Source organism: Acinetobacter sp. KH_038 (assembly GCF_057839405.1).
Genome location: NZ_CM174489.1, coordinates 905,576 through 919,136, shown reverse-complemented (window position 1 = coordinate 919,136; position 13,561 = coordinate 905,576). Strand labels below are relative to the sequence as shown.

At 43.9% G+C, this 13,561-nt stretch carries 13 protein-coding genes; 4 read left to right on the top strand and 9 right to left on the bottom strand.

Annotation, left to right across the window (positions count from 1 at the left end; all coding sequences use genetic code 11):
• Window positions 1-3 precede the first annotated feature (3 nt).
• Window positions 4-633, top strand: coding sequence for a phosphoribosylglycinamide formyltransferase (gene purN / locus AC3IT7_RS04260; RefSeq protein WP_489249510.1), 630 nt, complete (start codon window positions 4-6; stop codon window positions 631-633).
• A gap of 62 nt (window positions 634-695) precedes the next feature.
• Here purN and AC3IT7_RS04255 read toward each other — a convergent pair whose 3' ends face one another.
• Together AC3IT7_RS04255 and sppA are read right to left on the bottom strand one after the other, a co-directional pair.
• A complete protein-coding gene (locus AC3IT7_RS04255; RefSeq protein WP_489249509.1) occupies window positions 696-1,499 on the bottom strand; it encodes an alpha/beta fold hydrolase in 804 nt (267 codons plus the stop codon).
• Window positions 1,496-2,518 (bottom strand): signal peptide peptidase SppA, encoded by a 1,023-nt coding sequence (sppA, locus tag AC3IT7_RS04250; protein ID WP_475653785.1) that lies wholly within the window; start codon window positions 2,516-2,518, stop codon window positions 1,496-1,498. The genes AC3IT7_RS04255 and sppA overlap by 4 nt, the downstream gene beginning before the upstream one ends.
• A 125-nt stretch (window positions 2,519-2,643) precedes the next feature.
• Here sppA and AC3IT7_RS04245 point away from each other — a divergent pair, with 125 nt between their 5' ends.
• Window positions 2,644-3,618 carry a lysophospholipid acyltransferase family protein gene (locus AC3IT7_RS04245; RefSeq protein WP_489249508.1) on the top strand — a complete coding sequence of 325 codons (975 nt, stop codon included), beginning with the start codon at window positions 2,644-2,646 and terminating at the stop codon, window positions 3,616-3,618.
• Here AC3IT7_RS04245 and AC3IT7_RS04240 read toward each other — a convergent pair.
• The 3 genes from AC3IT7_RS04240 to AC3IT7_RS04230 all read right to left on the bottom strand — a co-directional run bounded on the left by AC3IT7_RS04240 (window position 3,607) and on the right by AC3IT7_RS04230 (window position 8,070).
• The gene (locus AC3IT7_RS04240) at window positions 3,607-6,072 is read right to left on the bottom strand and encodes a DNA internalization-related competence protein ComEC/Rec2 (protein WP_489249507.1); all 2,466 of its coding nucleotides are present in this window, start codon (window positions 6,070-6,072) and stop codon (window positions 3,607-3,609) included. The two genes, AC3IT7_RS04245 and AC3IT7_RS04240, sit on opposite strands and share 12 nt — an antisense overlap.
• 86 nt (window positions 6,073-6,158) lie before the next feature.
• Window positions 6,159-6,842 (bottom strand): lipoprotein-releasing ABC transporter ATP-binding protein LolD, encoded by a 684-nt coding sequence (gene lolD, locus AC3IT7_RS04235; protein ID WP_489249506.1) that lies wholly within the window; start codon window positions 6,840-6,842, stop codon window positions 6,159-6,161.
• Window positions 6,835-8,070, bottom strand: a complete 1,236-nt coding sequence (locus AC3IT7_RS04230) for a lipoprotein-releasing ABC transporter permease subunit (RefSeq protein ID WP_005097633.1) — start codon at window positions 8,068-8,070, stop codon at window positions 6,835-6,837. Before AC3IT7_RS04230 ends, lolD begins: the two co-directional genes overlap by 8 nt.
• A gap of 26 nt (window positions 8,071-8,096) precedes the next feature.
• On the opposite strand from AC3IT7_RS04230, the gene AC3IT7_RS04225 reads away from it, so the two are divergent.
• Window positions 8,097-8,660 carry a PilZ domain-containing protein gene (locus tag AC3IT7_RS04225; protein WP_005252467.1) on the top strand — a complete coding sequence of 188 codons (564 nt, stop codon included), beginning with the start codon at window positions 8,097-8,099 and terminating at the stop codon, window positions 8,658-8,660.
• A 9-nt stretch (window positions 8,661-8,669) separates the two neighbouring features.
• Here AC3IT7_RS04225 and AC3IT7_RS04220 read toward each other — a convergent pair whose 3' ends face one another.
• On the bottom strand, window positions 8,670-9,584 hold the full coding sequence (locus AC3IT7_RS04220) for a DMT family transporter (RefSeq protein WP_489249505.1): 915 nt from the start codon (window positions 9,582-9,584) through the stop codon (window positions 8,670-8,672).
• A 21-nt stretch (window positions 9,585-9,605) separates the two neighbouring features.
• Window positions 9,606-10,091 carry a YaiI/YqxD family protein gene (locus tag AC3IT7_RS04215; RefSeq protein WP_314136648.1) on the bottom strand — a complete coding sequence of 162 codons (486 nt, stop codon included), beginning with the start codon at window positions 10,089-10,091 and terminating at the stop codon, window positions 9,606-9,608.
• Between the two features lie 249 nt (window positions 10,092-10,340).
• Between AC3IT7_RS04215 and AC3IT7_RS04210 the strand changes: the two genes are divergently transcribed.
• Window positions 10,341-11,273: a hypothetical protein gene (locus AC3IT7_RS04210; protein WP_489249504.1), complete on the top strand. Its 933-nt coding sequence runs from the start codon at window positions 10,341-10,343 to the stop codon at window positions 11,271-11,273.
• Window positions 11,274-11,844: 571 nt separating this feature from the next.
• Here AC3IT7_RS04210 and serC read toward each other — a convergent pair.
• Window positions 11,845-12,924, bottom strand: a complete 1,080-nt coding sequence (gene serC, locus AC3IT7_RS04205; RefSeq protein WP_489249503.1) for a 3-phosphoserine/phosphohydroxythreonine transaminase — start codon at window positions 12,922-12,924, stop codon at window positions 11,845-11,847.
• Window positions 12,925-13,098: 174 nt separating this feature from the next.
• Window positions 13,099-13,521 carry a DUF3887 domain-containing protein gene (locus AC3IT7_RS04200; protein WP_489249502.1) on the bottom strand — a complete coding sequence of 141 codons (423 nt, stop codon included), beginning with the start codon at window positions 13,519-13,521 and terminating at the stop codon, window positions 13,099-13,101.
• Between the last annotated feature and the right edge of the window lie 40 nt (window positions 13,522-13,561).

The following is a 13,561-nucleotide window of genomic DNA, read 5'->3' as shown; positions in this document are numbered from 1 at the left end:
CGCATGATTAAAATTGCTGTACTTGTTTCAGGTAGCGGATCGAATCTACAAGCCTTGATGGATGCCAATCTTTCAGGGCAAATTGTCGGCGTGATTTCCAACAAACCTGAAGCATATGCGCTGACACGCGCACAAACTGCCAAGATTCAAACTGCAGTTATTGAACACAAGCAATATCCGAACCGTGAAGCTTTTGATGATGTGATGCATCAGCAACTGCTGGGCTGGGATGTGGATCTGGTGGTGCTTGCCGGTTTTATGCGAATTTTGAGTGAAAAATTTGTGAAAGCCTGGGAAGGGAAAATGTTGAACATTCACCCTTCTCTATTGCCTTATTACAAAGGCATGCATACCCATCAGCGTGTACTCAATACCGGTGATGTTCTGCACGGCTGTACGGTGCATTATGTCACGGCTGAGCTGGATGCAGGACAAGCACTTGCTCAAGGCGTTCTCAAGGTTTCTCACCACGATACGGTAGAAAGTCTGGCAACGCGTGTGCATGGCCTCGAGCATCTGATCTATCCACAAGTGGTTGAATGGATTTGTAACGGTACGATCCAATATACCCAAGATGGCGTGCTATATCGAAACCAGAAAATGCAACAACCTGTTCAATTCTGCAAGTTTTAATATGATGTACATAGAAAAAAACGCATCCTCGGATGCGTTTTTTTATTTTCTTTTTAAATAATTCAAACAGATTGCTGCAGAATCAACTGCTTGACCAAGTCTGCCACTTGAAGCGGTTGTTCCAGTGGAAACATATGACCGCCATCCATCACGGTAAAAGGAATACCAAACTTCTTCTGTACTTGCTGCGGGAACTTGCGCGCCAGAAATGGGCCTTTCTCCGCCACGACCAGATGTACCGGAACTTTTGGTTTTGCCTGAGGCAACCACCACAATGATGGATTGGTTCTAAAGACTTCGACTTCATCATTTTTAGGGATCGTGAGTTCTACCCCGCCGCGTACCGGATCATCCTGCAAAGCATGGTCAATATAGGCCTGGAAACAATCAGCATCAAAGTCCTGATAAAAGCCCTTGGGACGCAACAATTCCGCCGCCTGTTCACGTGAATCCCAATGATCACGACGGCGTTTGGACAGACCTGCCGGAGACATTTTATCCAACGCTTTTAAGCGAAAAGTCTTTGCAATATGCAAGGCCAACGCTTCCTTGCCCATAATCATTGGCGGGTCCAGCATGATCATCTGTGAAAACAGTTCGGGACGCTGTAAAGCGGCCTGAAAAGTTAATACCGATCCCAAGGAATGCCCCAAACCAATGACCGATCTTCCATGTGACTGACGCACAATACTGTCAATCACTTGCTGAGTCAGACTTTTCCAATGGTTATCAACTGGATAACGCTTATCAGGCCCCAATAGTGGCACATAGATAATATCGTAATCATCTTGCAGTCCATCAAACAGCTTTTGATAGACTTTCGATGGCACGCCATTGGCGTGCGCGAAATGAATCAATGCTTTCATTGCAGTGTAGTACTGTTTTCTGACTGAAGTTTCTGTGCAACAGAAGTGGCAATTCCTTCACCAATCGATGAACCCATACGCCCCAAAACAGACTCAAATGGACTATATTCAATGGTGTAATTCAGGGATCTTTCAGTTTTCAGTTCACGTTTCAAGGTATTTAAATTGCCGATACGATCTGCAATTCCCAGTTTCACTGCCTGATCACCGGTCCAGAATAAACCAGAGAAAATTGCAGGATCCGTTGATTTCAGCTTATTACCACGCCCCTGCTTTACGGCATTAATAAAGTGACTATGCACATTATCTAGCACACCTTGTACATGGGCTTTTTGTGCAGGATCGACTGGTTGAGTCATCGACAACAGGGCTTTATTTTCGCCTGAAGTCATGGTGCGGTCTTCAACACCAAGCTTTTGCAGCAAATTACTCACACCATAATTCGGCATGATCACACCGATAGAACCGACTAAACTGGAAGGATTGACAATAATTTCATCCGCAGCCGAGGCAATATAATAGGCCCCTGAAGCACCGGTATCACCAATTACCGCATAGAGTTTTTTCTGAGGATGCTGCTTTTTCAGATACTGGATTTCCTGCCAGATCTCATCAGACTGCACCGGTGAACCACCCGGTGAGTTAATATTCAGTACCACCGCTTTACTTTGTTTATTTTCAAAGGCTTTTTTCAGTGATTTAATCGTATTGTTACTATTCACACTTTGCTTGTCAGCGGCAATCGTACCCACAATATCCACGACGGCAATATGAGCACCGGCACCAGCGCTGGCATCTGAAGAAACTGAACTACAGCTCTTGCCCAATGCCAGAATAACCACAAGCAGATAAGCAAAAGTCAGGAATTTAAAGAAAATTCCCCAACGGCGCGCACGGCGCTGCTCCTCAACCGAAGCTAAAACTGCTTTTTCCAGCAGTTTCCATTCCGGGCCAGTCGGTTGAACTGGCTGTTGCGTATTTTGTATTTGATTTTCAGGTTTTGGTGGCCAATCGGACATAAATAATCCAATAAATTGATTTATATTGAGCCCATTATATACACTGAATCGGGTAATTCTGTCTAAACAAAACGTTTTCGCCTATAATAAATTTTGTTCTCTTTTTTTGTACTTATATTAAATCAATGACCAAACAGGACTCACGGAATTCAGCTTACGGTTTACTCAAATACATTAGCCGCCAACCGCTTCCGGTTTCTCGATGGATGGCCCGTCTTCTGGCCTTTATTGTGAACAGTTTCAAAGTCACCAAAACTTCGGAAATTATTCGCCTCAATCTCGAGATCAGCCTTTCTGAACTGTCCAATGACGAACGTGAACGTATTAACCGTGCTGCAGTTCGCAATGAATTAATGTCATATTTCGAGTTTTTTACCATTTGGGGTTCAAGTAATCAGAAAAATATCAAACGGGTGCATCGCGTCATTGGCGAAGATTTACTGCATGATGCACTGGCACAAAATAAAGGCGTGGTATTAATCGTGCCACATTTTGGTACCTGGGAAATTATGAATGCCTATGTCGCCCAGTTTACTTCCATGACCATTATGTATAAACCTGTAAAAAATCAGGCAGCGGATCAGTTTGTACGGGCTGCGCGTAGCCGCGAACAGGCACATCTGGTGCCGACCGATGAATCTGGCGTCCGTCAGATTTTTAAGGCCTTAAAACAAGGTGGCACCACCGTGATCTTGCCAGACCATACCCCAAATGTCGGTGGTGAATATATTCCGTATTTTGGAGTGCCTTTGGCCACCAGCAATTTAAGTGCCAAGCTGATTCAAAAGACCAAAGCCCGCGCCCTGTTTCTATATGCCCTGCGGAATACTGAAGATGGTTTTGATATCTTTATCGAGGCAGTTGATGAAAAAATTTATAGTGGCAATGCCAATCAAGGTACGCAAGTCATTATCAACAGTATTGAAGACTTAATCCGCCGCCATCCTGAACATTATCACTGGAGCTATAAACGCTTCAATGCACATCAAGATTTGGGTAATCTTTATAAACTTGAGCATGAACAGGCTTTGGCCAAGGTGAACGCCTTAAGAATTCAAGCTCTGCCTAAAGATCAGCCTGTACTAGAATCAGTGATTTAAAGGCTGTCGATATAACCATTGCCATTGATGCCGTTCGGCAGAAAGTATCAGTTTTGAATCTTGTTGCTGAAAGCGCAAACTGCCCTGTTCCGCTGTAGTCAGTAATGGAATATTGAGTGCTTTGAGCCGTTGCTGCGTCAGTTGGCTCGGATGACCATAACGGTTAAATTTTCCTGCCGAAGCAATTGCCAGTTTAGGCTGTAAAGCTTCTAAGAACTGATAAGCAGAACTGTGCTGGCTCCCATGATGTCCAAGCACCAGTATATCGACTTTAAGCTCAGGATAATCTTGGAGTAGTTGATATTCTGCCTCCCAGCCCGCATCCCCCATCAGCAAGAAATTCTGATAAGGCCCTGTATTTTTAACTTGTAAGTAGACGATACAAGAACGGTCATTTTTATTGAAATTGGCTGTATTCAGCTGATGCGGTTGAGGTGCCAGAATTTTAAACTGAATATCTTCAGACCATTGCCACTGCTGACCCTGATGACAGAACTGAAAACGTGAGGAGCTGGCAATTTCAGGAATCTGGTTGGAGAATACTTCCTTAATTTTCAATTGATGTTTAATACTGTGATAAGCAGCACTATGATCCTGATCCAGATGGGTCAAGATCAATTGATCCAACTCACCCACACCTTGTACTGACAGAAATGGCAGTATCACCTGCCGGCCAATACTAAATTTATCTTCATCATAATAGCCACCCATGTCGATCATCATGCTGCGTGGCCCATCACGGATAAATATCGCCTGTCCCTGCCCCACATCCAGAATAGACAATTGAAATGCATGCTGATTGAACTGGGGCATGCATAGCGGTACACAGGCCAGGGCCGTCCAGCTTTTGGGTAACAGGCCGCGTGGTAAAAATGCAATCATCAAGGCCAAAATACACAGCATAATCATCCAGACATTCATCGCCACTGGAATCAGTTGTGGATGAAACAGCTGATCAAGTAAATCCAGAAATACCAGTAGCATGTGGACGAGAATGTTATTGAACTGAAATACCACACTGGAAAGCGGCTCTGAAATAAAAAACAGTAAAGCCGCCAGAATATCGACTGGAACGATGAGCAGCCCAATCCATGGAATGGCGACCAGATTACTGAATGGCGTAATCCAGGCAATCTGCTTAAAAAACAGCATCATCAATGGAAATAGTGCCAGAAAGATTTTCCATTGTGACTCCACCAACACTTTTACTGCAAAATATAGCCGTTGTAATACTGTCTGTTCTGTCTGACGCGGTTGTTGCTGTATGGTTTGATAAATTCTTAATAAAACAAAACAGGCTCCATAAGACAGCCAGAATGCAGCCGATAAAATGCTAAAAGGATCGAAGAGCAATAATAAGGCAGCACTTAGAATCAGCAATTTTAAGGGTTGTACATTTTGCCTGATGAATAAAGTCAAAGTCACGATCACACAGATCAGTAAGGTTCGTAGTGCCGGGATTTCAAATCCGACAAAGGCACAGTACAACAGCACACAGAGTAAAAAAGGCAGGCTTAAAAAATACTGCCTTGGCCATTTCAGATAAATATGCGGTATACATCTTGAAATCAGGTATTGCAAGATGCCACAGAACATAAAGGCAAAGATCAGCACATGCGGTCCGGAAATCGCCAGCAAATGGCTCATGCCAAAACGCTGAAATTGTTGCTCCGTTGCCGGATCTAACAGGCTTTCATCCCCAGTTAATAAAGCCAATATTAAACCTTTATGCTGCACGGGTTGCCTGGCTATAAATTCTCTGAACAGCAGACGCTGCCGCTCCACCCAAAGTAAAAATCTTGATTTTAGCTTTTGCTGCTGACCTAAATATTTGCCATAGCCTGATGCATAGAGTTGTTGCGGTTGCAGCTCTTGAATATGCTTAATCCTAAACCCGGCCATGAGGTTTTGCTGTAATGCCCACTTTTCTGCATCAAAAGAACCAGGCGTAGCATAGCTGTGATGAGGTCGGATCTGGCCTTGAAGTAGGTAATATCGTCCCAGTTCAAGAGTCTGCTGCTGTGTTTCCCGATTGATGAAACTGGATTGAGTCACTGCTGCCGGGACAGGTACGACGCCCATCCATTTAACGCTACTGCCATCAGGATTGAGTACATGCAGGGCTTGCTGAATAGTCTGAGTACCAAGCTTGTTCAGATCCTTGATGTATACCACAATCTCTTTTTCAGAGACGTCATGTTCACGTGTAGCCAAACGTTCAGTCAGTTGCAGATTGGCATAGCCATTCCCCAGACACAGTCCTAGAAGCAGGCTTACACCAGTCAGGATAAAACGTCGCAGCGGTGAGTGAATCACTGGACTGAATTTATGAACAATCAGATAGCATAGCAGCACACAGATCAGAACTGCCGTAGCGCTCAATTGAATAGACAGGAAACTTTTCCCCATACAGGCAAGGCCTAAAATCCAGCCGATACACAGCCACTGCAGCATTGAATCTTATTCTGTCTTGTTATTATTTTGCTCAATAATAAAGCCCACCGGAGTGAGCTTCAATCAAATACGATTATTCTCTTAATTTAGGGTGTGATCCAGAGACCGTCCTGCATATGCAAAATCCGGTCTGCTGCATGAGCCAATTGTTCATCATGAGTCACAATCAGCATTGCCATATTGAACTCACGACGCAATTCAGTCAGCAGTTCAAAAATTTTCTCTGCAGTCTTACGATCCAGATTACCGGTCGGTTCATCCGCCATCATCAGTTTAGGTTTACCCACCACGGCACGCGCCAAAGCGACACGCTGGCGTTCACCGCCAGACAATTCGCCCGGTTTATGGGTCAAACGATGGGAAAGCCCCACGCGTTCCAGCAGGTATTCTGCCTGCTGTTTGGCCTGCTTGAACTTCATGTTATCGCGTAACATCAGTGGCATTGCTACATTTTCCAGTGCCGTAAATTCTGGCAACAGGTGATGGAATTGATAAACAAAGCCCAGATGTTCATTGCGGACATAACCGCGTTCTGCTTCCGACAAGGTATCAAAACGCTGACCGTTTACAATCACCTGACCCGACGTTGGACGGTCTAAGCCACCCAAAACATGCAATAAAGTACTTTTACCTGAACCACTCGAACCGACAATCGAGACAAATTCACCCGCATTTACCTGCAATGACAAGCCACGGATTACATCCACAGTGGCTTTGCCATCGGTAAAGGATTTGTGAATATTCTGGGCATCTAGAATCAACTTACTCATAACGCAATGCCTCTGCCGGTTGGATTTTAGCGGCACGTAAAGCCGGATAAATGGTCGCGACAAAACTGAGTGCCAGTGACAGGCCAACGATCACCAAGACATCCTGCCAGCGCAGATAAGAAGGTAAATAATTGATAAAATAGGCATCAAACATATTTAGACCCAAGGTATTGTTGAGCCAGCCAATAAAGCTACTGATACTGGTCGCTGCAATAATTCCGAGAATTGCGCCGGCACAGGTTCCAATCACCCCAATCACGGTGCCTTGTACCATAAAGATTTTGGTAATAGTGGCAGGCGAAGCACCCAAAGTCCGCAAAATGGCAATATCCGATTTCTTATCTGTTACTACCATCACCAATGATGACACAATATTAAATGCCGCCACCAGAACGATCAGGAATAACAACAGGCTGACCATGGCTTTTTCCATCTGGATCGCGCTGAACAGATTACCATGGGTATAGGTCCAGTCAGATGCATAGAAGTTGGCCGGCAAATCCCGGACAATTTCCTGAGAGACTTGTGGTGCGACAAAAATATCGTCCAGTTTCAAACGGACGCCTTGGGCACCATCAGGTAGGCGTAACAGAGTTGAAGCATCATTTAACGCGATATAGCCCATCATCGAGTCGACTTCAGCACCAATACTGAAAATCCCCACGACTTTAAAACGTTTAAAGCGAGGTACCACGCCGGCTGGTGAAGGAGTCGCTTCTGGCAATACCAGGGTAATGTTATCGTTTAGACCCACGCCCATGGCATCAGTCATCTGCTTACCCAAAACAATACCGAATTCACCTTTTTTCAGGCTATCGATACTGCCTTCGACCATATGGTTTTGGATAATTGATACTTTTTTCTCGTACTCGGGCTCAATCCCGCTCACCATAATACCGGCAACCTGTCCCTGTGCGGTTAGCATGCCCTGTAACTGGGTAAAAGGTGCAACCCCCTGGACATGTTCATGCTGCTCAATCTGCTTTGCAAGTTCAGGCCAATTTGTTAAAATTTGCGTTGAAGAAACAGTCGCTTGAGGTATCATTCCCAAGACACGATTTTTCAACTCTCGGTCAAACCCGTTCATCACAGACAAAACTGTAATGAGGACAGCCACACCGAGCGTGAGGCCGATCATTGAGACCAACGCGATAAAAGAAATGAAGTGGTTACTACGCCGTGCGCGAGTATATTTCAACCCTATATACAGCGAGATTGGTTTAAACATAACCATCTAGTCCGAGGTAATAAATTATGGAAAATGTACAGCATCCAAACGGATTCACGGAAAGACGCGTTATGTCTCGAATCGATGCTGCCTTACGAATTAATTATCAGATTATTTCCGATGATGTTGCCTTAAATGATCCTTATGACTCTAACTTTGTCTTGCCCCGCTATTTTCTACTACTTGCAGAACTAGATCAATTTGATCACGCGGTTAACTACGAATTAGAACAATTATCTGAAAAAGATCAACAAATTGCTCGAATCTTATCCTTATTCAACCAAAAATTAAACCTTATTACCGGTTCTTTGTATGACGCAATTGTACAAAGCATGTTACCTGTACCGGAGCAGGTCAACTTTTCAGAAACCGGTTTTAGCTTCTTTAGTGATCGCCCGATCACGGAAGGCACCTATCTGCACGTGACTTTAAGCCACCCGGAAAATTTCTTCCATATTGCCGCAACCGCTCAGGTTGCCTACAGCCGTGAAGAAGAAAATGGTAAATTCCGAACCGGTGCCTATTTTATTACCATGCATCCACAGGACCGGGTCAAACTGGGTGAATGTGTCAAAGCCGACTTTGCTTAAATCGCTGACTTAGTGGTGCTGGTTTGTTGATGGCAGGCGGGCAGCATAGCTGGCTTTAATTTCTCTGGAAAAGTATAACAATAAACCTGCCAGCAAAATGCCGACACCAACAACTGCTGCACCGGATAATTTTTCATCATTGAGAAGTACGCCGACAAATAAAGCCAGCATCGGTGTCAGCACTGTGGTCAAAGACAAGGTCGTCGCTTTGATTTTCTGCACCAGTTTAAAATAACAGAACATGGCAATCAACGAAGCCATCACCACAGCATATCCCAGTCCGATCAGTGATTTCGCCTGTGGCATCTGGGTAGGCGCAAATTGCCAGATAAAAGGCAGCATGACACAGGCCATGAGGGCTGAAACCGCGATCGAACCAGCCGCTTGTGCCATGGGCTGCAAAGGCGCATTGACCTTTTTCACCCAGAACATCGAAACACAGTAAATAAACACGCTGAGTAACATCAGGCCGATGCCCACCGGCTGAATATGCTGGTCTTGTCCACCCACACAAATAATCCCCAGACCCAGCAATGCAATTGCCATGCCGCACCACTGTGAAGGATAGAGTTTGAGCTGAAAAACGAAACGGCCAATCAGGCCGGTAATAATCGGGGCCAGACCAAACATCAGCGCAATAATGCCCGAACTGAGATAACCCGTGGCCAGATAGGTAAAAATCTGCGAGCCAATAAAGCTGCAAGCACCAGCCAGATAGCTGTGCATTGAGAGTGAATCGACAGGAAATCGGGTTTTAAACAGCCACAATAAGGCAAATGCAAAAGGCAAAGCCAGAAAGAAGCGTAGTGCCAGTGCCCAGAGCGGATGCAGATCGGTCACGCTCCAGACAATGGCAAGCGGTGTCGTCGCCCAGATAAAAACCAATAAAATATAGGTGGCGATCATATTGGTTTGTGTGGGCATGCGAGTTACTCTGAATAATGCTTAAAGCGCGGAAGTCTTGCGTTTTTGTTTTTGAATAGTTTGATCGAGTGCGCTAGAGAATTCACGTTTATCCCGCTCTGAAATGGGTGGCGGGCCACCAGTTTGCACACCGGCACCACGTAAGCTATCCATAAAGTCACGCAGATGCAAACGCGCTTTGACATTGGCCGTGGTATACACCTCACCGCGTGGATGAATCGCAATCCCGCCCTTTTCAATCACTTCTGCGGCCAGGGGAATATCTTGGGTCATGACAATATCATGCTCTTTCATGCGCAGAATAATCTCTTTATCTGCAGCATCCGCCCCACTCATTACCTGAATTGAATTAATTCTGATCGAAGGTGTGATACCAACCGGCTGATTGGCCACAAAAGTCACTTCCAGCTGATAGCGATCCGAGGCACGGATAATCACATCTCTCAGAATACGGGGTAATGCATCGGCATCGACCCAAAGTTTGAATGGCAACACAGGGCTTCCCATTAAGGTATTAATCCTGCTTATTCTAGCAAATTGGCAGGATCAGGTTGATGGTTAAATCACTTCATTTGTAGCAGATCTGCCCTGTATACTTGAAAATATACTTGCTCTGCCCAGTTAGAATAACTCAAGCCAGAAAAAAATTGACTTCACATGATTTGCATTTTAATTTTTAAATTCATTCGATTGACTTGAAAAATCGCAATGACCCTCGATTAACTATAAATAAGTCATCCAAGATCAATTGTGCATATGAAAAATCAGAATAGCCCAGAGATCATCACCATTGATGATCAAAATTTCGGTAGTCATGTCGAACACTGGACCCTGCTCACGGAAAACCCCGGTAGCGATGTTCCACAGTGGTTAGGCAAAGCACTCGATGCACCTGTGATGCCGATGGGTCTTTGTACACAAGAATGTGATATGGATGGAAATACCTGGCTGATTCAGGGGCCGAACAAAGCTGCAGTGCAGTTAAGTCAGGTAATTGCCGTGGCAAATAATAAGCCACAGGCCGTAAAAACTGCCTTCCCCTGCTTTGAAAGTCCGTATCAGGTAAAAGCCACGATTGACCGGATCATTTCCTGTAAATCCAATACTCAGGCGGTATTACGTTTGAATTTGGGTGCCAATAATATCATTTATGCTTTCGACAGCCTGTATAGCGTCAATCATGCGCATTATGAAAAAGACCAGCCTTATGTGGTGAACCTGAATGCCTGGGCCTATGAGCTTGAAGCCGTTGCCGAGCATGAACATTTGGTGGTGGATGACCCGGCTTCGATCAAGCATCACCGTGCCTTGAATGACATTCTGGCCGCTAATAATGGTGTGGCTCCTGATAATTTACAGGAACAGATTGATGCCTGGCAGCCACAGTCAGAAGAAGATAAAGAACCTGTTACTGTAGATTTCTCTAAAATGGTGGCCTACCTGTATGGCGAAACCATGGGGCAGGAAGATGAAGCCTGGTTCCAGGGCAATATTGTCGGTAAAACTGCAATGCAGTTTATGGATCAGGACTACACCCTATATGATGTTACCCTGATTCATGATGAAGGTCAGCCCGCCACCTTGATCCGTATTGCAACGCGAAATGAGCAGCATAAAAATTTCCAGATTGGCCAGTATATTCGTGGAAATCTGTGGATTCAGGCCAATATTTATAGAAAGTCGGCTTAATTTAAACTAAAAAAGAAGATACCCTCTCACCAGGGATCTTCTTTTTTAATCTGGATTTTCTGTTTTTAATTTTGATTATTTTTTATCCAGTTTTTCTTGCTTAATAATCTATTTAAATGATTTAAAAATCGTTTTATCCACACCTTTAAATTCAAACTATGCCAGTTTAAATACTCGCACTAAATTCAAAAATCTTGTAAAAATAAGCATTTGATTTCCTATATAAATAATTTCAATCGATTAAAAGCGGATATTTAAATAAAATGCAATTTTATGTCCTTTAATCAAGAATGTACTTTATTTAATCAATTTTTTATGATAAAAATACTCACAACAAATAGTATTAACGATAAATAGATCGGACAATGAATATCTATGAAAATCGTGCAAGAAGAAACTTTACAACAGGTCGAACATCATCTTAGCTCTCGCTATAATATTGATATGATGTCGTGCTTTTTTTTCATGCTGGGGATGCTGATCTGCGCATTCATCCTGCATACTTTTATTTTTTAAAAATACCGAATCTATAAAAAAACCCAGCCTAAGCCGGGTTTTTTCATTTCAGGAATTAACCATTGCGTTGAGCAAAGTCATCCATGAAGTTCACCAATGCCTGTACCCCTGCAAGTGGCACAGCGTTATAAATGCTGGCACGCATACCGCCCACAGAACGGTGACCCGCAAGGTTCAATAAATGCTGTGCTTCAGCTTCTTTCAGGAACTGTTTTTCCAGATCGGCATTGGCCAAGGTAAATGGCACATTCATGATTGAACGGTTTTCTTTTACGATTGGATTGGCATAGAAATCGCTTTGATCGATATAACCATACAGCAGATTGGCTTTCTCAAGGTTGACTTTATGCATGGCCTCTACACCGCCCTTTTCCAGTAACCACTCGAATACCAGACCAGACAAGTACCATGCATAAGTTGATGGCGTATTCACCATTGAACCGTTTTTGGCTTGGTCTGAATATTTCAGGATACTTGGAATTTCAGCTTTGGCCTGATCAAGCAAATCGTCGCGAATAATCACCAAGGTCAAGCCTGCAGGGCCGATATTCTTTTGTGCACCGGCATAGATCAGGCCGAACTTTGATACATCAAGTGGTGCAGACAAAATACTTGATGAATAGTCACATACCAATGGCTTATCTGTTTCTGGAATAGATGCAAATTGCAGACCGCCAATGGTTTCGTTATCGGCATAATGCACATAGGCTGCATCTGCTGACAGATTCCATTCACTTTGCGCACTAATCGCATGTTTACCATCAATTTTAATGCCGGCATTTACGACATTGATATCGCCATAACGTTGCGCTTCTTTCAAGGCTTTTTCAGACCAGATCCCGGTATGGATATAATCTGCTTTGTTATTTTTGCCCAGCAAGTTCAATGGAATTGCCGAGAATTGTAAGGATGCCCCACCCTGCAAGAATAAAACTTTGTAATTCTCAGGAATATTCATGAGCTTACGCAGGTCTGCTTCCGCTTTTTCAGCCACGGCAACATAGTCGGCACTACGGTGACTCATTTCCATGATCGAAAGACCTTTACCTTGCCAGTCAAGCATTTCAGCTTGAGCTTTTTCAAGAACGGCAGTCGGTAATGCAGCAGGACCAGCACAGAAGTTGTACGCGCGCATGAGTTTTCCTCATCTATGTGAAACACAATAAAATGATGGCATTTAACCATATCTGGCAAGGTCTTGCACAAAATTATTTCAATCTAGAGCCCAAGGTACAGTCAAAAAATCAATGTAGATTCGAGGGATAATTTTAATAGACGCCTAAATCCGGCCAGAATTTAAACCTGTCTATCAAGATTCTCCAAAAACCTGAATGTTGAAATTACGAATCTTGTTACTACCATTCGGCTGGTCGAAACTGACATCATACTGCACCAGATTATTGGGATAGGCAATTTCATAGCTGATCTTATATTGGCCCGGCTGGGTAGCACTGGCTTCCTCAATCTGCTTGGTCATTAAAGTCTTAGACTTGTATTCACCTTGCGGGATGGAACGTGAAAAGCGCTTCATCAGCTTTTCATTGTCCTTAAACTGGGTTTGCAATTGGGGTTCTAGCTGATCCAGAAATTCTTCGTACTTTCCGTCACGTAAATCGTCATAGGCAAGCTGTGCCGCCTTTTCTTGTTCAGGACTCGGATTCGGAATATTGTCCGTTGAATTACAACCACTCAATGCAACTGTTGCAGCGAGCAACATGAATTTGGTTTTCATAATTTACCTTTATTCAGTCAAGGTTTATAAAAAAGGACGC